The organism is Pseudochrobactrum kiredjianiae, assembly GCF_030362795.1.
Taxonomy (GTDB): Bacteria; Pseudomonadota; Alphaproteobacteria; order Rhizobiales; family Rhizobiaceae; genus Pseudochrobactrum; species Pseudochrobactrum kiredjianiae.
Window position 1 is genome coordinate 41016 of sequence record NZ_JAUCBM010000007.1, and the last position, 22857, is coordinate 63872.

General features: G+C 53.3%; 17 protein-coding genes. 2 read left to right on the plus strand and 15 right to left on the minus strand.

Features of this window, described 5'->3' with window-relative positions:
• Window positions 1-8 precede the first annotated feature (8 nt).
• From QUF18_RS13990 to QUF18_RS14060, 15 genes are all read right to left on the minus strand, one after another.
• A complete protein-coding gene (locus tag QUF18_RS13990) occupies window positions 9-1010 on the minus strand; it encodes a serine hydrolase domain-containing protein (RefSeq protein ID WP_289387855.1) in 1002 nt (333 codons plus the stop codon).
• A 27-nt stretch (window positions 1011-1037) separates the two neighbouring features.
• Window positions 1038-1823: an ABC transporter ATP-binding protein gene (locus QUF18_RS13995; RefSeq protein WP_289387856.1), complete on the minus strand. Its 786-nt coding sequence runs from the start codon at window positions 1821-1823 to the stop codon at window positions 1038-1040.
• Entirely contained in the window at window positions 1823-2686 is an 864-nt protein-coding gene (locus tag QUF18_RS14000; RefSeq protein ID WP_289387857.1) for an ABC transporter ATP-binding protein, read from the minus strand. Before QUF18_RS14000 ends, QUF18_RS13995 begins: the two co-directional genes overlap by 1 nt.
• Window positions 2687-2704: 18 nt before the next feature.
• Window positions 2705-3631 carry a nickel transporter permease gene (gene nikC / locus QUF18_RS14005; RefSeq protein WP_289387858.1) on the minus strand — a complete coding sequence of 309 codons (927 nt, stop codon included), beginning with the start codon at window positions 3629-3631 and terminating at the stop codon, window positions 2705-2707.
• 8 nt (window positions 3632-3639) lie between these two features.
• Complete coding sequence (locus QUF18_RS14010) at window positions 3640-4719, minus strand: ABC transporter permease (RefSeq protein ID WP_289387859.1); 1080 nt, start codon at window positions 4717-4719, stop codon at window positions 3640-3642.
• Window positions 4720-4887: 168 nt separating this feature from the next.
• Window positions 4888-6507, minus strand: coding sequence for an ABC transporter substrate-binding protein (locus tag QUF18_RS14015; protein ID WP_289387860.1), 1620 nt, complete (start codon window positions 6505-6507; stop codon window positions 4888-4890).
• An 85-nt stretch (window positions 6508-6592) separates the two neighbouring features.
• Window positions 6593-8029, minus strand: a complete 1437-nt coding sequence (locus tag QUF18_RS14020) for a M20 family metallopeptidase (RefSeq protein WP_289387861.1) — start codon at window positions 8027-8029, stop codon at window positions 6593-6595.
• A 136-nt stretch (window positions 8030-8165) separates the two neighbouring features.
• A complete protein-coding gene (locus tag QUF18_RS14025; protein WP_289387862.1) occupies window positions 8166-9986 on the minus strand; it encodes a S9 family peptidase in 1821 nt (606 codons plus the stop codon).
• Window positions 9987-10024: 38 nt separating this feature from the next.
• Window positions 10025-10966, minus strand: coding sequence for a prolyl aminopeptidase (gene pip, locus QUF18_RS14030; protein ID WP_289387863.1), 942 nt, complete (start codon window positions 10964-10966; stop codon window positions 10025-10027).
• 317 nt (window positions 10967-11283) lie between these two features.
• Entirely contained in the window at window positions 11284-12936 is a 1653-nt protein-coding gene (locus QUF18_RS14035; RefSeq protein ID WP_289387864.1) for an OFA family MFS transporter, read from the minus strand.
• A 133-nt stretch (window positions 12937-13069) separates the two neighbouring features.
• Window positions 13070-13300: a formate dehydrogenase subunit delta gene (locus QUF18_RS14040; RefSeq protein ID WP_289387865.1), complete on the minus strand. Its 231-nt coding sequence runs from the start codon at window positions 13298-13300 to the stop codon at window positions 13070-13072.
• A 3-nt stretch (window positions 13301-13303) separates the two neighbouring features.
• Complete coding sequence (fdhF, locus tag QUF18_RS14045) at window positions 13304-16189, minus strand: formate dehydrogenase subunit alpha (protein ID WP_289387866.1); 2886 nt, start codon at window positions 16187-16189, stop codon at window positions 13304-13306.
• Window positions 16190-16201: 12 nt separating this feature from the next.
• Entirely contained in the window at window positions 16202-17770 is a 1569-nt protein-coding gene (locus tag QUF18_RS14050) for a formate dehydrogenase beta subunit (protein ID WP_289387867.1), read from the minus strand.
• A complete protein-coding gene (locus QUF18_RS14055) occupies window positions 17767-18288 on the minus strand; it encodes a formate dehydrogenase subunit gamma (RefSeq protein ID WP_289387948.1) in 522 nt (173 codons plus the stop codon). Before QUF18_RS14055 ends, QUF18_RS14050 begins: the two co-directional genes overlap by 4 nt.
• A 111-nt stretch (window positions 18289-18399) precedes the next feature.
• Entirely contained in the window at window positions 18400-19299 is a 900-nt protein-coding gene (locus QUF18_RS14060) for a LysR family transcriptional regulator (RefSeq protein WP_289387868.1), read from the minus strand.
• A 148-nt stretch (window positions 19300-19447) separates the two neighbouring features.
• Here QUF18_RS14060 and pbpC point away from each other — a divergent pair, with 148 nt between their 5' ends.
• Together pbpC and QUF18_RS14070 are read left to right on the plus strand one after the other, a co-directional pair.
• On the plus strand, window positions 19448-21520 hold the full coding sequence (gene pbpC, locus QUF18_RS14065) for a penicillin-binding protein 1C (protein ID WP_289387949.1): 2073 nt from the start codon (window positions 19448-19450) through the stop codon (window positions 21518-21520).
• A 370-nt stretch (window positions 21521-21890) separates the two neighbouring features.
• Window positions 21891-22742, plus strand: a complete 852-nt coding sequence (locus QUF18_RS14070) for a MetQ/NlpA family ABC transporter substrate-binding protein (RefSeq protein WP_289387869.1) — start codon at window positions 21891-21893, stop codon at window positions 22740-22742.
• Window positions 22743-22857 lie beyond the last annotated feature (115 nt).

Here is a 22857-nt window from a genome sequence, read left to right on the forward strand (position 1 = left end):
CATTTCCCTCACCCCTGAAATGCGTCGAAGATCAGTTTCAGCAAGCGGCCGAATTTGTGCCGGTTAAGCTGACGACCGGCAATATCCGTATCCACCCGATGCACAATCACCATATCCAGCGCCGGAATGGTAATGCAAAAATGCCCGCCTGCACCAAAACCCGCATAAGTGCCTTTTGGCGTCACAACACCGGGGAAGAACACGCCATCCCGCTCCAGCCACCACATATAGCCATAGGCACCGCGCGCTCCCGCATCCGAATAAGGCATCACACATTCCTGTGCCCAGCCTTTTGGCAGCACGTCTTCACCGTTCCATCGGCCATGACGTAAGTATAGCTGGCTAAAACGCGCCAAATCGCGGGTCGACAGGCGGAACGGATAGGCCGCATGACGGCTCTCGGTGAAACGGTCATGCCAGCCATCCGGCTTATCACCGGTGAGCGAAAAGTCTTCAAACTGCAGTGGCTTGGCAATGCGCTCTTCAAAAGCCTGATGCACGGTCTTACCGGTCAGCTGTTCAAAGATTGTACCCAGTGCATTGAAATCCCAGTTATTATAGCACCAGAAGGTGCCCGGTGCATGGGAATGGCGCTTCTCTTTAATCATGCGCATCCACGGCGTTTCATACCCTGCCGCATGATAAATACCGGAACGTGCCGTCAGCAGATCATAGATTGTTGCCTGTTTTTCAACTTCGCTCAAACCGTCAATATCGTCGATGCCGAGTTGTTCAAGCGTCAGGCTCAGATCAATCGTACCATCCGCCACATCCTGCCCCATCAAAGCCGCAAGAATGCTTTTGCGGATCGAATGGCAGAGATATTTATGGGTAATATCGCCATAGGTATAGATGATCTTGCCGCTCTGCACGATCATCAGAGCATCCGTTTCCTGTCCCTCAGCACAAGCTTCAACTGCCTGCAACCCTGCTTCAGACCAGCCGGATTGCGCAGGATTTTGTACCCGCTCCCATTCTGCCGCCGGATTGACCGCATGCTGATAACTCATGATTATACCCCCCATTCTAATCCTGATTTAACTATGCGCCACGGCCTCAACACTGGCCTGCAAAAATTCCTGCGTATAAGGCGCACTGGCACGGGACTGGCGCAGATCGTCTGCCGTCAGTTCCTCCAGAATAATGCCTTTATGCATCACACCGACGCGCTCGCAGATATGCGCAACCACTGCCAGATCATGGCTGACCATCAGATAGGTCAGACCACGCTCACGACGCAGGGTTTTGAGCAGATTGAGAATTTCCGCCTGAACAGAAACGTCCAGCGCCGAAGTCGGCTCGTCCAGCAACAGCACTTCCGGCTCAATAATCAAGGCACGGGCAATCGCCACACGCTGACGCTGACCGCCCGACAATTCATGCGGATAGCGATACATGAAACTCGGCCCCAGACCGACAGCCGTCAACACATCGCGGATACGCTCTTCTTTGCGATCCATACCGTGAATGGTCAGAGATTCCGCCAGCACTTTATGCACCATCTTGCGCGGATGCAGCGAGGCATAAGGGTCCTGAAACACCATCTGCACACGACGGAAGAACGACTTGTCCCGCTCGCCGGACAGCAATGTACCGTCGAAACTGAAATTGCCGGTATAATGCGGGATCAGGCCAGCCAGCGCACGCAGGATTGTGGATTTACCGCAACCGGATTCCCCGATCAGACCATAGGCCTCACCACGGGCAATATGAAAGCGGGCTTTTTTGACCACTGTCGAGCGCTTGCGCCCTTTGCCGAAGCTGACAGACAGGTCGGACACATCAACCAGCGGCTTAGTCTTTTCATTCATAATATCCGCCATTATTTCTGACCTCCGCTGAGGGTCGCGCCTGACAGCCAGCTCGGATCACGCTCCGGCACTTTCAGCATATCCACCGGCTGGTCGAGACGCGGCAGGCTGGCAAGCAGAGCCTGCGTATAGGGATGCTGCGCTTTGTGCAGTTCTTTAGCAGGCAGGTCTTCCATAATACGACCGGCATACATCACCAGCACACGATCACAGAAGTCCGCCACCAGATTGAGATCGTGGCTGATAAACATCAGTCCGGTACCGGAACGGCTCACCAGTTCATCCAGCACGGTCAGCACCTGACGGCGTACCGTGACGTCCAGCGCAGAGGTCGGCTCATCGGCAATAATCATATCCGGCTCAGGGATCAGCATCATTGCGATCATCACGCGCTGCCCCATGCCGCCGGAAATCTCATGCGGGAACAGGTTCATCACACGCTCCGCATCACGAATATGCACAGCTTCCAGCATGGTCAGTGTGCGCTGGCGGGCTTCCTGCTTATTCACCCGATGATGCAGCCGGTAGGCTTCCATAATCTGGTCACCGATACGGATCAGCGGATTGAGCGAATATTTCGGATCCTGCAAAATCATCGAGATTTTATTGCCACGAACCGAGCGCATCTGGCGCTCGCTGGCACCCAGCAAATCAACATCGCCGAATTGCATCTTTTTCGCTCTGATCTGCGCAGCTTTCGGCGTCAGTTTGAGGATTGAGCGGCCGGTCATGGATTTACCGGAACCGCTCTCGCCTACAATACCGACTTTCTCGCGCCCGATGGAAAAGCTGATGCCACGCACCACATCGATTGAGCGGTCAACACCCGGAAAGGACACCCACAGGTCTTCAACTTCTAACAGAGGTTTGGTCATTTGATTTATCCGTTCCTCTTATCCGTTACGCGGGTCAAGCACATCGCGCAGACCATCACCAAACAGGTTGAAGGCAAGGCTGGCGAGCAGAATGGCACAACCCGGCATGGCTGCGAGCCACCACGAGGTCATCATAAATTCACGTCCGCTGGAGAGCATCGCACCCCATTCAGGGCTTGGCGGCTGCGCACCAAGACCGAGAAAGCCAAGGCCGGCGGCTGTGAGAATGATCGACGACATATTGAGAGTAATGCGGATCACCACGGACGGGATACACATCGGCACAACGTGGTGCCAGATCACGCGCATGGTGGAGGCACCCTGCAAGCGGATGGCTGCCACATAGTCGGACGAGCGGATGGTCAGGGTTTCCGCACGCGCCAAACGGGCAATCGGCGGCCATGCAGCCAGCGAAATAGCAATCACCGCATTCTCAATGCCGGGTCCGAGCGCCGCAGCAAAAGACAGCGCCAGCACAAGGCTCGGAAAAGCGAGGAAAATATCAACAATACGCATCAGTGCCGTATCAACCCAGCCGCCCATATAACCGGCTGTGGTGCCGACAATCAGGCCGATTGGCGCAGCGATAATGGCCGTCAGCGTCACGATATACAGCGTAATCCGTGAACCATAGACCAGACGGCTGAAAATATCGCGCCCCAGCTCATCGGTGCCGAAATAATGCGCCCATGAGGGTGCCTGCAAACGGTTCGCCAGATTATTGGCACCTATATCATGTGTTGCGATCAATGGTGCAAACAGCGCAATACCGATCAGCAGCAAAATGACGAACAGGCCAAAAACGGCGGATGTATTGGTCAGGAGCTTCAGCCATGAGCGGCGCAATTGCTGCACATTGGCCTGAAGGGCGGACGAAGGCACCGGCGCACGCAGCCATTCACGGAATGACAAGGTGTTAGGTGCGGAATTGGAAGTATCAGTCATAAAAGCACCTATCGTGTACGCGGATCAAAGACGCGGTAAAGCAGATCACTGATCAGATTGATGACAACGAAGAGAATACCCACGATCAGCGTACAGCCGACCACAGCATTCATATCACCGGCCATCAGCGCATTGGTGAGATAGCGGCCAAAGCCCGGCCACGCGAACACGGTTTCAGTCAGCACGGCACCTTCGAGCAGGAACGCATAGGACAGCGCCACAACCGTCACCACCTGCACGGCGACATTGCGGAATGCATGTCCCCAGACGGTGCGCGACCATGACAAGCCTTTCACGCGGGCAGTGATGATATATTCCTGATTGAGCTGCTCGATCATGAAACCACGGGTCATGCGGCTGATATAGGCCATAGAGCCGAAAGCCAGAATGAGCGCAGGCATGATGATATGGCTGAAAGCATTGCCGAATGCTTCCCACTGCCCCTGCATCGCGCTATCGAGCAACAGGAACCCGGTTGTCGGCTCAACAGAGAACTCATGAATAAAATCAATACGCCCCGGGCCGCCAATCCAGCCAAGACCGGCATAGAAAACCAGCAGAGCCATCAAACCGAGCCAGAAATTCGGTGTGGAATAACCGAGCAGGCTAAGCATACGCACCAGATGATCCAGCGGCGAATTGCGATACATTGCCGAGAACACGCCAAGCGGAATACCAAGGCCGGTACCGATGATAATCGCAACGGTTGCCAGTTCGATGGTGGCCGGAAACACACGACCGATATCTTCCAGCACGGGTCTGCCGGAAGTGAGCGCATTGCCGAAATCAAACATCACGGCATTTTTAATATAAAGCCCGTATTGCACGATCAGCGGCTGATCGAGACCAAGCTTACGATACATCGTATCATAGGCTTCCTGAGAGATATTATCCCCCAGCATCGCGATTACCGGATCAAGCGGCAAAAGACGGCTGATGAAAAAAGTCAGCGTGACCAGACCGAGCAGCGTAATCGCCACGGAAATGATCAGGCGTGCGGCGGCGGCGAGAAAGAGAAGCACGGGATGAGGATCATGATAGATCTCATTTTCAAACTCCGTATCTTCCAAAGTTTCGGGCGTCGTCATGGCAATGTTTCCGTCAATATCGGGAAAAGGAGAGTTTGCAGCACTCTGCTGTCAGCAAAAAGCTGTTCACAAATCGGGGATATGCTGCAAACTCTGACTGAAAGCCGGAATATAAATTCCGGAAGTTACCTGCCGCTGCAATACAAGCGGCAGGTCTCTCAATGTCAGTTATTTAGCTGCTGTATCATAATAGGTGCGGAAACCGTTCCACTCCCAGTTGCTGATACCCTTGTTAAGACCGGCAACATTATAGATCTGGAACATATAGGCCTGCGGGCCTTTTTCCATCATCTCTTTCTGGAGCGCGTGATAAAGCTCGGCACGTTTGGCTTCATCTTTTTCAAACAAGGCAGCATCAACTTCCTTGTTTACAGCTTCATCAAAATAGCCCGCGCGCCAGCTCGGATACATGGTCTGCTTGGCTTCCATGCGATTATCCGGATTGAAAATCTGACGTGAGGCATTGCCATGGGCATCCGGCACGCCTGTCGCCCAGCCCATCAGGGATGTCTGGAATTCACGGCCACGGATACGGCTGAACAGCTGGGCATTGGCCATACGTTCAATTTTGATTTTCACACCGGCTTTGGCCGCAGCATCCTGAATACTCTGGGCAATCGGGGCAGCATATGGCGCAGTGCCGATAAACATGGTGGTTTCAAAACCATCCGGATGACCGGCTTCAGCCAAAATCGCCTTAGCTTTCTCGACATCAAGTGTGAATGGCTGGCCTTCTTTTTCATCCAGCGCACCGAAAGCACCAAGCTGCACAAAGCTTGCACGCGGCACACCGACATTGTGCATCACTGTCTTTGCCAGACCGTCATAATCAATGAGATAGCGCATAGCGAGACGCACTTTTTCATTGTTGAAAATCGGATCAGCATTATTGAAGTTCCAATAGAACAATGTCGGTTTCAAAGCGCGTGAAACGGCAACTTTATCCTGTGCTTCCAGATCTTTCAGATCTTCCGGTGTCAGATCACGGGCAATATCAATATCGCCTTTTTCCAACAGCAGACGCTGTGTACCGGCTTCTGACACGTGACGGATCAGAACCTGTTTCAGCTTCGGTGCTTCACCCCAGTAATTATCACTCGCTTGCAGCAACACCACTTCCGCAGGGTTCCAGCGCATCAGCTTATAAGGGCCCACACAGTCGGTACGGGTGGCCAGATATTTGTTGCCCATGTCGCCTTCGACCTGATTGGCCATCAGTACTTTTTGATTAAGCAAAGAGGCAACACGGTTTGCAGCAATCGCCGAAAGAATAAGATTAACCGGATACGGCTTATCAAGCTTAAAGACGACAGTCTTGTCATCCGGCGCTGTAATCGCAGTATCAACATTCTCTTTGACAAAACCATATTCTGTCAGTGTCGCAGCATTACCGAAGCCCAGCTTCACAACGCGCTGCAACGACCATGCCAGATCACCGGCAGTGGCTTTTTCGCCATTGTCAAATTTAAGATCATCGCGCAGATGGAAAGTGATCTGCAGGCCGTCTTCTGAAACATCCCAGCTTTTTGCCATACGCGGCAGAATTTTGGTTTCATCTTTCGGGTCAAAATCAACCAGCGGGTCACAGGTGTTCTGGATGATTTCATTGCTCACCACCTCACCCATCTGTGCCGGATCGAATGTGCTGATCGCATCAATATTCCATGCCATCACCAGCGCGTTTGGCGGTGAGGCAGCTTCCGATGCAAATGTTGCACCAGCCATAGCGGCAGTACCGGCAAGCAATGCCAATGCAGAACTGCGATTCAAAAATGTATTGGTCTTCATCTTTATCCCCTGTTTATCATTATTTGCGTTGATAAAGGACATGGCGGCAGATCACCGCCATGCCGATTGATTTTACTCAGCCATTTTACTCAGCAGGGCGCGGCTGCAGCGGAGGATTAACCTCAGGCGGGATCGGACAGGTGTAAGGCGTTTTTGCCATACGCGCCTGATGATCGGCCTTAGCAGCATTGAGAATGCTCTCATCCTGCATTACGTCCAGCGCGGTTCCGGCCATAACTTTAGCCGCATAAACCATACCTTTATGCGCGGCAGGCATTTTACCCTGCGCAGTGATCTGCCATGAATGACCAGGCGAGCCGATCGCATGGGTGGCAACACGCGCCTGCACGGTCGGCACCGCCCAGCTGACATCGCCCAGATCGGTAGAACCGATCATCGGCACGCCTTTTTGTTCACGCGGCAGCACATAATCGCAAAGCGGTGCATTTTCAGCGAAAGGCTGACCAACACGCAGGTAATCGGTTTCGATATCTTCCGCTGACAAGGTTGTCTGAATTTTAGCCGCAAAAGCACGGTCAGCATCATCAAACGGCACGCCACCAAGACGCTCCATATTGGAATGCATGGCGATTTCCAGCGGCGTATTGCCGAGCAGATTGGACACAGCACTCATGATCGAAATATCGACTGTGGTTTCGGTCATCATTGCAGCGCCCTGCGCTACTTTTTTCACACGCTCATTGAGCGAGAACATGCCCGGCAGATCGGTGGCACGGATTGCATAACGTACTTTGGCTTTAGCCTGCACTACGTTCGGCGCAATACCTCCGGCATTGAGATAGGCATAATGCAGACGGCAATCAGCAGGAATATGCTCGCGCAGATAGTTGCAACCAACGCTCATCAGCTCAACTGCATCGAGAGCGGAACGGCCAAGATGCGGGGCAGCAGCGGCATGCGATGCACGACCGGTAAATTCGAAGTCCATACGGGTATTGGCCAGCGACTGTGCATCATCCACTTGTGTAAACGATGCCGGATGCCATGAAATGGCAATATCTACATCGTCAAAAGCACCGGCGCGCACCATGAAAGCCTTGGCAGCGCCGCCCTCTTCCGCAGGGCAACCGTAATAACGTACACGGCCTTTTTTACCGTTCTGTTCCAGCCAGTCTTTCACAGCCGTTGCTGCGAGAAGTGCTGCAGAACCCAGCATATTATGGCCACAGCCATGGCCACTACCAGCATTGGGACCTGTACCCGGTATCGGACGCGGTTCAGCAATACCTGCTTCTTGGCTTAGACCCGGCAATGCATCATATTCACCGAGAATAGCGATAAGAGGCCCGCCTTCACCGGCTTCACCGATCACGGCAGTCGGTATACCAGCCACATTTTCCGTAACTTTAAAACCCTGATCGCGCAGCATCTGTGTATGCTCGGCACAGGATTTATATTCCGTATAGGCAATTTCCGGCATACCCCAGACGCGGTCACTGAGTTCTTCGAACTCACGCTTTTTCGCGTCAACCAGATCCCAGATCACCTCACCATTTTTCATGGTGTTCCTCCCAAATTACATAATATTTTCAAAGCATTTCCAGCAAAAATGTGAAGCGGTTTTGCGTAGGAAAATGCGTAAAACTCAAAGAGATTTCAGGAGCGAGCCTCCACCCGCCCCTGAAACCGTGTTGTCTTTACAGGTTTTCGTCGATGAAACGTCCCAGCGCATCAAACACTGTGTGGCGATTTTCAATGCGCGCAAAACCATGGCCTTCATGCGCAATACGCAGAATTTCCACCGGCTTGCCCAAGCCACGCAGGCAGGAATAAACCATTTCGCTCTCGCATGGCGTTACGCGCGGATCTTCCAGCCCGTGCACCACCATCAGCGGTGCCTGTACTTCGGCCATTTTGTGTATTGGCGAGAAGCGTTCCAGCGCATCTTTCATCATTGCCACATCGCCATATTCCACCTCACGCAGCACTTTGCGCCACGGGCCGGTGGTCTCCATCAGCGTCAGGAAATTGGCGATGCCGTAATATTCCACACCGAGTTTCCACAAATCCGGATATTCAGTGAGAGCAGCCAGCACCATGAAACCGCCATAGGAACGGCCAAACACGCCGATACGGCTGTCATCAACATCTGCACGATTACCCACGGCCAGACGCACGGCTTTAAGATCAGCCACGCTGTCCATGCGCAATTCGCGGTCATCCAGATGCTGATAAGGACGGCCATAACCGGTGCTGCCGCGAATATTCGGCGCAATCACCATGATGCCGCGTGCCAGCATATATTGAATATCGGCGCGGAAATCAGGCTTCCACTGGGCTTCAGGGCCGCCATGAACGATAATCATCACCGGATAACCGCTTGCAGGCGCAGCAACTGTCGGCTGATAGACGAAGTAAGGAACATCCAGCCCGTCAAAGCTCGCAACACTGGTAACAGTCGGCTCAATAAAGTCCGGCAAAGCGGTTGCCGCTTTTGGTGCATCGGTCAGACGGCTATAGGTGCCTGTAGCCACTTCACAACGCCAGATATCACCGGATGTTGCCGCACCTTCCGCAGGCATCACCAGTGCCGCACCATCCTGTGTCCATGCCACAGATGCAATTACAAACGGCATCGGCGTCGGCAGAGATTTCTGCACTTTGCCCTGTCGGTCAATGATGACAATCTCATTCCAACCCTGACGGTTGAGAACTAGTGCCACGCTCTGCTGATCCGGTGCAATGGCCAGAGCTTCCACATCTTGTTTTTCAAAACCGGCAATTTCAACAAGTTCATTGCTGTCATGGGCTTTGAACATCACGCTGGAATAATCACGCCCCTGATCGGAAATCAGCAGAATGCCGGAACCGTCTTTGAGGAATTTTGCAGCCTGATAGGAAGCGCGTCCCTGATGCGGCAGTATATCTTCATAAGCGCCACTTGCCAGATCCAGACGGCAGAAATTCTGATCCGTCATGGCACGGGTACAGTCATTGACCAGCAGTGCTGTACCATCCGGTGTGAAAGCTGCCGGTGTACGCCAGCCGGTGCCCTGATAGACACATTTGGTTTCACCTGTCGCGACCGTCATCACATAGAGATCCATGTGCGTGCGATCACGGTAATTGGCGGAATAGGCAATCTGTGTGCCATCCGGCGACCAGCAGCCCCAGCCATGCACCACAGTTGCGTCACTGGTCAGCTTACGCGGTTCGCCTTCCGCATTTTCGATCAGCCAGAACTGATGACGCTCATCACCACCCCAATCGGTGCTGATCAGCAGATCGCGGCTTTTCGGGTTAAAAGACAATGTGCCGACAGGTTCCGGCAGATTGGTCAGCTGCTTCGCTTCGCCACCGGCCAAAGGCTTGATCCAGACCTGTGCGGTGCCGCTTGCATCGCTCAAAAATGCCAGCAATTCGCCATCCGGTGAGATGGCCGGTTTTACGGCTTTGCGGATATCCGTATAGGAGGACATCTGAACTGCGGTAGGATCGGATTTCAGTGTATCAAACATGAAGCTGCCCGTTATTTTCAATTACAATGATGCGCTTTTCAAACGCTGACTGCTTTTGCCAGACGCGCAGAGGCATCCGCAAGAGCACCAGCCATCGGGCCGGTTGTCGACTGATGATTAGACAAAGTAACAATGGTGAAATTGGCTTCCGGCCATGCGGTTTTCAGCTTCCATGCTGTTACCATCGGGGTCACGGTATCATAACGCCCCTGCACAATTTCTGCCGGCAGATGGCGGATACGATCAAGATTATCCAGCAGTGCATTGGCAGGCATAAAGGCGCCATTCATGCAATAATGCGTGAAAATGCGCGAGACTGCCAAAGCCGCATCACTCTGCAACAAGGTCGAGACATGCTCTGCGCTCGGCTCCAATGTCTGTGTGCGGGCAGAAAAACCGCGCAGGCTCTGCGCCGCAGCATGCTCCACCGCCGGATCACCGCAGGTCAGCCGTTTGTAATAAGCTTTCAGCAAGTCGCCGTGTTCATCCTCCGGCACAAATTCTGCAAATTCCTGCCAGTAATCAGGAAAAATCGTTCTGGAACCGTGGAACCACCAGTCACTGTCCTCGCGATCACCAAGGAAAATCCCGTGAATGCGGAAACCGAGGCAGCGCTCTGGATGTGCCTGACCATAGGCCAGTGACAGGCAGGAACCCCACGAACCGCCGGTCACCAACCAGCGCTCAATGCCGAAATGCTCACGGATAAGTTCAATATCTTCAATCAGATGCTGCGTGGTATTTTCGCGCAATTCTGCAACAGGGGTCGATTGTCCGGCACCGCGCTGATCGAAAGTAATGACGCGATAGGTATCAAGATCGAAGCTGGCAACCTGCTTGGCCGATACACCAGCGCCTGGTCCGCCATGCAAAAACACAGCCGGAATGCCATCCGGATTACCGTAATCATAAACCGCAATTTCATGAATATCGCTAACTTTCAGACGAAAGCTGTCTCGTGCCTGACGTAGTTCTGCCACGGCCTGTCCTCCTGCTGCTGTTTGTTGCAAACAGCACTCCATTACCCACTCTTGCGTCTGAATTATTTTGCCTCTTTGCGGCATTTATTTTAAAATTCTCAGACATGAAATTTATAGGCAGTGAACAGCTTTCAAGGCCAATGCAATTTCCGACTACCTATACCAAAACGGAATAGTTTTATCATTCACTGTATCAAACTGCCGGAAATCGTCGTTTTCAACAGTGTTCCATCTGGGGAAAGTCTTTGATTTTTATGGGGAAATAAAAAACTCCGGCATTGCTGCCGGAGTTTTTAATCAGACTGCCCCCCTCTCGTTTAACGAAACAGGATCAGAGATTTCTCAAAAGTTGTCCACACACCCCAGATAATCGGGATACCCACAGCAGCCCATGCAAGAGCAGCTTTGGCATCCAGCCCGCCTGTGCCGATACCGAAGGAACCGCTCGGCCCTGTCGCTTCAGCTTTGACTGCGGCCTGAAGTTTGGCAACTTCTGCATCCGACATAAACCACTTATCGCCCAGCGGTTTGATGAAGAAATTCGCAATCAGACCCAGTGCCAGCATACCGGCCAGAATATACATTGTATAATCATAGACCTGCGCGCGCGGCACACCCGCAGCAATCTGGAACTCACGGATATAATTCACCACGACCGGCCCCACGATCCCCGCCGTTGCCCAAGCCGTCAGCAAACGTCCGTGGATAGCACCAACAAATTGCGTGCCGAAAATATCCGCCAGATAGGCAGGAACGGTTGCAAAGCCACCACCATACATTGACAGGATGATACAGACCATCACCACAAACAGCGTGACCGATCCCATATGCGCAGCAGTCGGTAGTAAAGTGTAGAGCACAATGCCGAGAGCGAAGAAGGTAAAATAAGTCGCCTTACGGCCAAGACGATCAGACAAAGAAGCCCATGCGAAGCGCCCGCCAATATTAAACAGCGAGATCAGTCCGGTAAAACCAGCTGCAATCGCAGCAATTGCAGCCTTCTGCTCTGTGCTCAGTTCTGTGAAGGTCAGCCCTGCCTCACCGATCAGACGACCGCCGAAAATCTCCTGCAACATTGGTGATGCCATACCGATCACACCAATACCGGCAGAGACGTTCAGGCACAGCACTGCCCAGATCAGCCAGAATTGCGGGGTCTTGTGCGCATCACGCAAATGCACATGACGGCTGGTAATCATCGCTTTCTTAGCCTGCGGTGCCACCCAGCCTTCCGGCTTCCAGCCTGCTGGCGGAATACGGTAGCCAAAGGCACCACCCATCATGAAGACGAAATATCCGGCAGCCATTACCAGAAATGTCTGCCAGACGCCGATTGTGTCCGGTGTTTTGAAGTGCTCCATCAGCAGATCAGCCAGTGGCGCACCAATCATCGCGCCGCCACCAAACCCCATAATCGCCATGCCGGTCGCCATGCCGCGACGATCAGGGAACCATTTAATCAATGTGGAAACCGGTGAAATATAGCCAAGACCAAGACCGATGCCGCCAATGAAACCGGCACCAACCCACATCAGCCATAATTGATGGGTCATCACGCCGATCGCGGCAATCACCATACCGCCGCACCAGCAAAGTGCTGACACAAAACCGGCTTTACGCGGTCCCACGCGTTCCAGCCAACCGCCCCAAATCGCGGCAGAACAGCCAAGTAATACAAAGAACAGCGTATAAATCCAGCCGAGATCAGCCACGCGCCAGTTACAGCTTGTAGTAAACAAGGCGGTCAGCAGGCTCATATCGGTACAGGCACCTGCTGCATCACCGGTCAGCGCACGGCTGAGCGGCAGCCAAAACACGCTGAAACCATAAGCCATACCTATACATAGATGGATCGCCAGCGCCGCCGGTGGCACCAGCCAGCGGTTAAATCCGGGTCTGGCGATAATCCGCTCGCGGTCGAGAATCCCAGGCCCGCTCAAACCGCCCAGTGTCTGATCTGTTGCACTCATAACATAGTCCTCCCTTCTGCGGACGCGCCGCAGCCTGCTCATCTCCCGTGAGCATCCCTCAATTATCGTAGTGAAATGTATTTATGCTCTAAATCAAACAGCCGGACACAAAACTGTATCCGGCTGCGTTTTCTCATGCATTTGGGCGTTTAATCAGCGGTGCCGCTTCAATAACCAGAGGATGCAACCCCTCTCCGCCTGCATCAATCAAATCAAATAATTGCGACCGCATACGCGGCTCCCAGAACAAATTGATATGTTTGGCAACACCCGCCGCCTGATCAATCTGCGTCTGCGAACTAAAAAATGTGGCAATCTGCGATGCCATCATTGGAATACGGCTGCGATAAGTATGTTCACTCATAGCTTAACTCACCGTATCCAAAGCTGTTTTAATAAGGCGGCTGGCTTCGGAATGTTCGCGATATTCCTGCTGCCATTGTGTCGGGCCGTTGGAGGCGCTGATCTGCACCGCAGTCACCTTATATTCCGGACAGTTGGTCGCCCAGTCCGAGAAATCGGTGGTCACCACATTGGCCTGTGTGGTCGGGTGGTGGAAGGTCGTATAGACCACACCCGTTGTCACACGATCTGTGACCAGCGCCCGCAGGGTTGTTTCACCGGCACGGCTGGTAATTTTCACCCAGTCACCGTCACGCAAACCACGCACTTCCGCATCATGCGGATGGATTTCCAAACGGTCTTCCGCATGCCATGCGACATTCTCAGTACGGCGGGTCTGTGCGCCCACGTTATATTGCGACAAGATACGCCCTGTGGTGAGCAGCAGCGGGAAGCGCGGGCCTGAGCGCTCATCCGTTGCCACATATTCGGTGCGCATGAATTTACCTTTGCCGCGCACGAAATGGTCAATATGCATCACCGGCGTGCCAAGCGGCGCTTTGGCATTACATGGCCACTGCACGGAACCTTCACGTTCCAGCAGTTCATAGGACACATTGGCAAAGGTCGGCGTAGTCATGGCAATTTCGTCCATGATCTGCGACGGATGCGTATAGTTCCAGTTCAGCCCCATCGCACGGGCAAGGTTCTGTGTCACTTCCCAGTCAGCATAGCCGTTGGTTGGTGTCATCACCTTGCGCACGCGGTTGATACGGCGTTCCGCATTGGTGAATGTGCCGTCTTTTTCGAGGAAGGTCGAACCCGGCAGGAAAACATGGGCGAAATTGGCGGTCTCATTGAGGAACAAGTCCTGCACCACCACACATTCCATAGCTTCCAGACCGGCAGCCACATGGCGGGTATCCGGATCAGACTGCAGAATATCCTCACCCTGAATATAGATACCCTTGAAGGTGCCTTCCACCGCTGCATCCAGCATATTCGGAATACGCAGACCCGGCTCATCCTGCAGGATCACGCCCCAGATGTTTTCATAAATCTCGCGGGTTGCAGGATCGGAAATATGGCGATAGCCCGGCAATTCATGCGGGAAAGAGCCCATATCGCAAGAGCCCTGCACGTTGTTCTGACCACGCAGCGGGTTCACACCCACGCCCTTGCGGCCAATATTACCGGTGACCATTGCAAGATTGGCAATCGCCATCACAGTAGTGGAACCCTGACTATGCTCTGTCACGCCAAGACCATAATAGATTGCACCATTGCCGCCGGTTGCAAACAGGCGAGCAGCGCCGCGCACTTCTTGTGCCGGAACACCGGTCAGCAGCTCCACAGCCTCAGGGCTGTATTGCGGCTGGGAGACAAATTCCACCCAATCGCGGAACTCTTCATTCTCACAACGCTCGCGGATGAAGGCATCATCCTGCAGGCCTTCTGTTACAATCACATGCGCCAGCGCCGTCATGATTGCCACGTTGGTACCAGGACGCAGTGCCAGATGATGTGCCGCCTCAATATGCGGTGAGCGCACCAGATCAATACGGCGCGGATCAATCACAATCAGCTTGGCACCCTGACGCAAACGCTTACGCAGACGTGAGCCGAACACCGGATGGCCGTCGGTCGGGTTGGCACCGATCACCATCACCACATCAGTATGTTCAACACTGTCAAAATCCTGCGTCCCCGCAGAGGTACCGAAAGTCTGGTTCAGACCATAGCCGGTCGGCGAATGGCAGACACGCGCACAGGTATCAACATTGTTATTACCGAAACCGGCGCGGATCAGTTTCTGCACAAGGAAGGTTTCTTCATTGGTGCAGCGTGACGAGGTAATACCCCCGATGGAATTGCGCCCGTACTGGGTCTGCAAGCGTTTAAACTCGCTGGCCACACGGCCATAGGCTTCTTCCCATGACACTTCGCGCCACGGATCGGTGATCTTTTCACGGATCATCGGCTTGAGAATACGGTCTTTGTGATGGGCGTATCCATAAGCAAAGCGGCCTTTAACGCAGGAATGACCGCGATTGGCCTTACCGTCTTTATACGGCACCATGCGCACCAGTTCTTCACCGCGCATTTCCGCTTTGAAGGAGCAACCGACACCGCAATAAGCGCAGGTCGTGACTTTGGAATGTTCCGGCTGACCGATTTCGATCACCGATTTTTCCATCAGCGTTGCTGTCGGGCAAGCCTGTACACAGGCACCGCAAGACACACATTCCGAGCCTAAGAAGCTCTCATGCATCCCCGGAGAGACACGGGAATTGAAACCACGCCCCTCAATGGTCAGCGCAAAAGTGCCCTGCACTTCTTCGCAGGCGCGGACACAGCGTGAGCAGACAATACATTTAGACGGATCATAGGTGAAATACGGATTGCTCTCGTCTTTCGGCATCCATTTCGCATTCAGTGCACCGTCATTGCGACCTTGCTTGAACACGTGGTTCAAGCCGTCCTGACCGTAACGCACATCGCGCAGACCCACAGCACCGGCCATATCCTGCAATTCACAATCGCCATTAGCAGCGCAGGTCAGACAATCCAGCGGGTGATCGGAGATGTAAAGCTCCATCACGCCTTTGCGTAAAGATTTCAGGCGACCGGTCTGGGTATGAACCACCTGACCTTCCATCACCGGCGTGGTGCAGGAAGACGGCGTACCGTTGCGGCCTTCAATTTCCACCAGACACAAACGGCAGGAGCCAAATGCATCCACCATATCGGTGGCGCAAAGTTTCGGAATGGCAATGCCGGCTTCCATCGAAGCCCGCATGATCGAGGTGCCTTCCGGCACGGTCACCTGATTGCCATCGATGGTCAGGGTCACCATTTTTTCAGAACGTGAAACAGGTGTGCCGTAATCGATTTCTTTAATTAAGCTCATCTTCTGTCACTCCTATTCCGCTGCCTGCACGAAAGGCTGACTTTCAGGACGCGGGCGAAAATCTTCTTCAAAATGCGTCAGGGCACTCATCACCGGATAAGGGGCAAAGCCGCCAAGCGCACAAAGGGAGCCGAACTTCATAGTCTGGCAAAGATCTGTCAGAATTTCGATCTGCGTATCGGTTTCTACACCCGCTGCAATTCTGTCGATCACTTCAACACCGCGTGTCGAGCCGATGCGGCATGGGGTGCATTTTCCGCAGGATTCAATGGCGCAGAATTCCATCGCGAACCGCGCCTGTTTCAGCATATCTGCCCGATCATCAAAGACCACCAGACCGGCATGACCGATCAGACCATCTTTGGCAGCAAAGGCTTCATAATCAAACGGTGTATCGAATAATGCGCGCGGGAAATAAGCACCCAGCGGTCCGCCGACCTGCACTGCCTTAACCGGACGACCGGTTGCGGTACCGCCGCCGATATCATCGACAATCTCGCCCAGCGTCAGACCGAAAGCCGTTTCAAACAACCCGCCATATTTCACATTACCGGCAATTTGCAACGGAATTGTACCACGGGAACGCCCCATACCAAAATCACGGTAATAGGCAGCACCCTTATCCATAATCACCGGAACAGAGGCCAGCGAGATCACGTTATTAATCACAGTCGGCTTGCCAAACAGGCCTTTATGCGCGGGCAATGGCGGCTTGGCACGAACCAGTCCTCGTTTACCTTCAAGGCTTTCCAGCAGAGCGGTTTCTTCACCACAGACATAGGCACCGGCACCGGTGCGCACTTCCATATCAAAAGCAAAACGTGAGCCAAGTACCGAAGCACCAAGCACCCCTGCTTTGCGGGCAATTTCAACAGCCTGTTCCATCATCGCAATCGCATGCGGATATTCCGAGCGCGTATAAAGATAGCCTTTGGTGGCACCCACTGCGATACCGGCAATCGCCATCCCTTCGATGAGAACGAAAGGATCACCTTCCATAATCATACGGTCGGCAAAAGTACCGCTGTCGCCCTCGTCCGCATTACAGACAATATATTTACGCGGGCTTTGGGTATCGTGAACGGTTTTCCATTTGATGCCGGTCGGGAAACCAGCGCCACCACGACCGCGCAGGCCGGAATCCGTGACCTGCGCCACAATATCCGCAGGCTGCATCGCGACTGCATTTTGCAGACCTTTCAACCCATCATGGGCGCGATAATCTTCCAGCGACAAAGGATCGGTCACACCGCAACGGGCAAAAGTCAGGCGGGTTTGTTTTTTGAGAAACGGAATTTCTTCTGTCAGTCCCAGCGATAGCGGGTGGTCTTTGCCCTCAAGCAATCCGTTGTCGAACAGCGAGGCCACATCAGACACCTCCACAGGGCCATAGGCCACACGACCTTTGTCTGTTGCCACTTCAACCAGCGGCTCCAGCCAGACCATACCACGGGAGCCATTGCGCACCAGCTTGATATCCAGACTGCGCTTGACAGCTTCACCGGCAATCGCATCGGCAACCTGATCTGCACCAAGCGCCAGAGCGGCAGCATCACAAGGCACATAAATCGTTACACTCATGCCCGTGCCTCCGCGATCATCTGCTCTGCTTTGTGCTCACTGAGGCGACCGATCAACCGGTCATCCACTTGCGCCGCAGGCGCACAGGCACACAGACCAAGACAATAAACCGCCTCAAGCATGATTTTACCGTCTCCGGTTGTTTCACCCCAGCCGATACCGAGCAGTTTTTGCACCGCTTCTGCCACGCGGTCGCCATCCATGGACTGGCAAGCCTCGGCGCGGCACAACCGGATCACATGGCGACCGGCAGGCGATGCCCTAAAATCGTGATAGAAAGTCATAACGCCATGCACTTCCGCACGCGAAAGGTTCAGCGCCTCGGCAATCAGCGTCAGCGTTTCCGCCGGTACGTAACCAAACTCTTCCTGTATGGCATGCAAAACAGGAAGCAACGGGCCTTCGACAGCCTTATACTCATTGATAATCTCTATCGTTCGTGCAGTAATGTCATTGTTGGCTGAACGCTTGTGCGTAAGACCTGTATTCCTGGTATTAACTGAATTTGAGCCTGACATACCGTCAAAGTCTCCCGCAATTGTCATGTTTTCTGTTCCCCACATTAGAACAGATCAAAGCTGCGGTTTAAATTCAATAGGCTAAAACCGTTGATCGATAGAAATAATCTATTAAACCAGCGGCAGCATAAGACGGGATAAAGCACGGGCTTCATGCAACAGTGCCGCGATCAGTGGCGTATGCGGCTCACGCTGTGCAGCAATCAGCCCCACACTATGGCTGGCCTGCGGTTCGACAATCGGAATGGAGCGGATCGGCTCGCTAAACCCTAGAATTTGCGAGAGATTAAGTGGCATGATGCTTGCCCATTTACCTGTGCGAATATGCGAAAACAGCACAATCATCGAATTGGATTCCAATGTCGGCTGCACGGTAACACCCGCCTGCGCCAGATGCTGATTGATAATGCGGCGGTTCTGCATATCGCTTGTCAGCAGGCAAAGCGGCAGACCGCCCACTTCCGCCCATGTGACACTTTCACGCTCCGACAACCGGCTGCCGACCGATGTAATCAGCTGATAGCTCTCACGATAGATCGGCACGGCGGTCACTTTGCCAAGCGGCTCATTGTCCAGATAGCTGATTCCGGCATCAATATCGAAATTGTCTAGCGCCGCCAGCACTTCAACAGAGGTGCGGGAAATGACGGTAAAAGTCACATCCGGATGCTTTTCACGAAAAGGCGTTGTCAGTTGAGAGACCATAGCCAGCGCGGTGGGAATTGCTGCAATACGGATATGTCCGCCAAGGCCGAAACGCGCCGCCCGCATCTCTTCTTTCATCGTGCGTGCATCACCGACAATGCGCCGCGCCCATTCCAGAACGCGCTGGCCTTCCGGTGTCAGCCCCTGAAAGCGCGAACCGCGCTGCACCAGCATAACGCCCAGACTATCTTCAAGCTGGCGAATACCGGCGGATAATGTCGGCTGGGTAATACCGCAATCTTCTGCAGCTTTGCCGAAGTGCTTTTCCCGCGCAAGCGCAATAAAATATTCCAGCTTGTCGATCATAGTGTTCCCCGTTATTTTCTGCTCTGTTATATGCAATATTATCAGGACGGTACAATCAGCCGTCTTAAATTAAGCCTGAGCTTGCAGGCGGAGACAGCTTTTGGCCGAGAACCAACCCAGTAAAACATTGCGCGCGCATAAAATGCTCATGTTTTTGAGCGGCACTGCGATTGCTTTGGCTGTGGCATGGGGCAGTCTGGAAATTCTCGATAAGGCCTTTCCGCCGCCGCTGGAGGTTGTCACCCAGACATCCAAAGAAGTGATGGATCGCGACGGCAATCTGCTGCGTGCCTTTGCTATTCCGTCCGGTCATTGGCGGCTTGCCACCACCCATAAAGATGTCGATCCGCAATTCATCGAAATGCTGATTGCCTATGAGGATCAGCGGTTCCGCGATCATACCGGCATTGATCCGCGCGCTATGGGGCGTGCGGCGGTACAACTTGCCAGCCACGGGCGCATTATTTCCGGCGGCTCCACCTTGTCGATGCAGGTCGCCCGTCTGATTGAACCGCGCACGGAGCGCTCGTTCTTCGCCAAGTTTCGTCAGATGCTGCGCGCCGTGCAAATTGAGCGCCGTCTGTCAAAAGAAGAAATTCTCGATGCCTATCTGACACTTGCGCCCTTTGGCGGTAATCTTGAAGGCATCCGTGCTGCGAGCCTCGCCTATTTCGGCAAAGAACCGCGCAGGCTCACAACCTCGGAAGCAGCCCTGCTGATTGCCTTGCCGCAATTGCCGGAGCGCCGCCGTCCCGACCGCTATCCTGATAATGCGCGTGCCGCCCGTGATCGGGTACTCAACCGCTTAGCCGTCGTCTCGCTGATCGGTAATGATGAGGCAGACCGTGCCGCACATCTGGCAATACCGAAACGTCGTCTGCCAATGCCAGCACTTGCACCGCATGTCAGTGAAACCGCTCTGCGCAAAGACAGCCAAGCCAATGTGCATCATGTTACGCTCAAGCGCTCTGTACAACAGGCGCTGGAAACCGTGGCAATGGATTCTGCCAAACGCCTTGGCCCTAAAATCTCCGTCGCCATGGTGATGGCCGATGCACTCACCGGTGAGATTATCGGTGAAGTCGGTTCCTCGGATTATTTCGACTCCAGCCGCTCCGGCTGGATTGATATGACCAATGTGCAACGCTCACCGGGTTCGGCACTCAAACCTTTCATCTTCGGACTGGCTTTTGAAGACGGTCTGGTGATGCAGGAAACTATTATTGAAGACCGGCCAACTAATTTCTCCGGCTATCGCCCGCGCAATTTTGATATGAGCTATCAGGGCGATGTGACGGTGCGTGAGGCACTGCAACTCTCGCTCAATGTGCCCTCTGTCCGCTTATTGGATAGTGTTGGTGCAACACGTCTGATGGTGCGGATGCGCCGCGCAGAGATCAAAACCACATTGCCGCCGGGTGAAACACCGGGGCTGGCCATTGGTCTTGGCGGGCTTGGCATCAGTCTCAAAGATCTAGTGCAGCTTTACACCGGTCTGTCCAATCGCGGCAAAGCCTCTATTATTTCCAATGGTGTGGATGCCCGTGCCAAAGACGGCACCAACATCATTGCCGGTGAGCCGCTGCTGCAACCTGCCGCCGCATGGCAGGTTGCCGATGTGCTGGCAGGCGTCAAACCACCGCTTGGCTCGATGCAACGCGGCCTCGCCTATAAAACCGGCACCAGCTATGGCTATCGCGATGCATGGTCAGTGGGCTTTGACGGACGTTATGTGCTGGGTGTATGGGTTGGCCGCGCTGATAATGGCGCTGTTCCGGGTTTGAGCGGCTATGGTTCTGCCGCGCCGATCCTGTTTGAAGCTTTTTCCAAATCCGGCGTCGGGTTCACCCCGCTCAGCCCCGCGCCTGTCGGCACGATGCGGCTGCGCCAGTCCGAGCTGCCCGTATCTCTACGCCGCTTCACGCCTTATCTCTCGCCGCTTGTCAGTGCATCCGTGCGGGAATCCGCACCGCAAATCCTGTTTCCGCCGGAAGGTGCACGGGTTGAACTCTCCAACCAGTCTGACGGCAGCACCGCACCGCTGGCTTTGAAAATGCAGGGCGGCCGCGCTCCGTTCATCTGGCTAGCCAATGGCAAACCACTGGATAAAGCTTCACGCAAGCGTTCTGGTCTCTGGCAACCGGATGGCGCAGGCTATTCCACACTAACCGTCATTGATGCCATTGGCCGTGCCGCCAGTGTGCGCGTATTCATCGATTAAAACTTAGCACTAAACATATTTCCGCATTTTACCCGGCCCGCAGCGCATCATGCATTGCGGGCGTTTTTGTGCTGTCTTAACGGTGAAAGACGATTCCGCACCACTGCACCTTATTACGAAACGCACAATGCTAAATATAAACATATATTTATCTGCGATAGTTTTATTCGTAAATATCAATAATTAAGCAAAAATATTCTAAAAATATCTTTTTCGTAGTTTAAACTTCCTTGTTATCAGACGCCATTCTGTGAAGAATATGATCACACAATCCGCCTGCCTCCGATTGAGAGCAAACAGGTGAGAGATTGGTGAGGCAAAACAGGCAAGCGAAAGATCGCTTCCTGACGATTTTATAAGGAAAACAGCAATGTCGTTGTTAGATATCGCCCGCGTCAAAACTTTAATTTCGCGCCGCACCGGCATGAAAATGATGCTGCTTTCCGCTGTTGCCATGAGCGTTGCATTTGCTGCACCTCTGTCAGTTCAGGCCGCAGATCAGTCGATCAAAGTCGGCATTATGGGCGGCGAAGATGAAGACATCTGGAAAGTTGTCGCTGAGCAGGCTGCAAAAGAAGGCCTCAAAATCGAAACCGTTATCTTCAATGATTACACCCAGCCAAATGAAGCGCTGGAACGTAAAGAAATTGACGCCAATGCGTTTCAGCATGAGCCTTATCTGAATGAGCAGATCAAACAACAGGGCTACAAAATTTCTGTTGCCGGTTATACTGCCCTTTTCCCGATCGGCATTTATTCCCGCAAAGTTGAAAAGCTGGAAGATCTGAAAGACGGCGCAATTGTCGGCGTACCGAATGACCCGACCAATGAAGGCCGCGCCCTGCGCGTTCTCGAAAGCAAAGGTCTGATTAAACTCAATCCGGATGCAGGCATTCTTGCAACCCCGATTGATATTGTTGAAAACCCTAAAAAGCTTGAAATCAAAGAACTGGATGCCGGTGTTGTCGGCCTTTCTATCGATGATCTCGATGCAGCTGTGGTTAACAACAACTGGGCTGCCAAATCCGGTCTGGATCCAGTGAAAGATGCAATCGGTTGGGAAGCTAAGGAAAACAATCCTTACCGCAACTTTATTGCAATCCGCACAGGCGACAAAGATGCAGCATGGGTCAAACCATTGATTGCAGCTTTCCAGAATGAACCTGTTAAAGCAGAGCTTGACCGCGCCTATAAAGGCACCGGTATCCCAGCCTGGGAATAAGACCTGTCTTAACATTCAGGCTTAAACCGCGCATATTAACGGTCCGGATTCATCCGGACCGTTTTGCACTCTGAGCATTGCCTTTTTTGCTCCGTTATTATTGCCTCAATTTAAA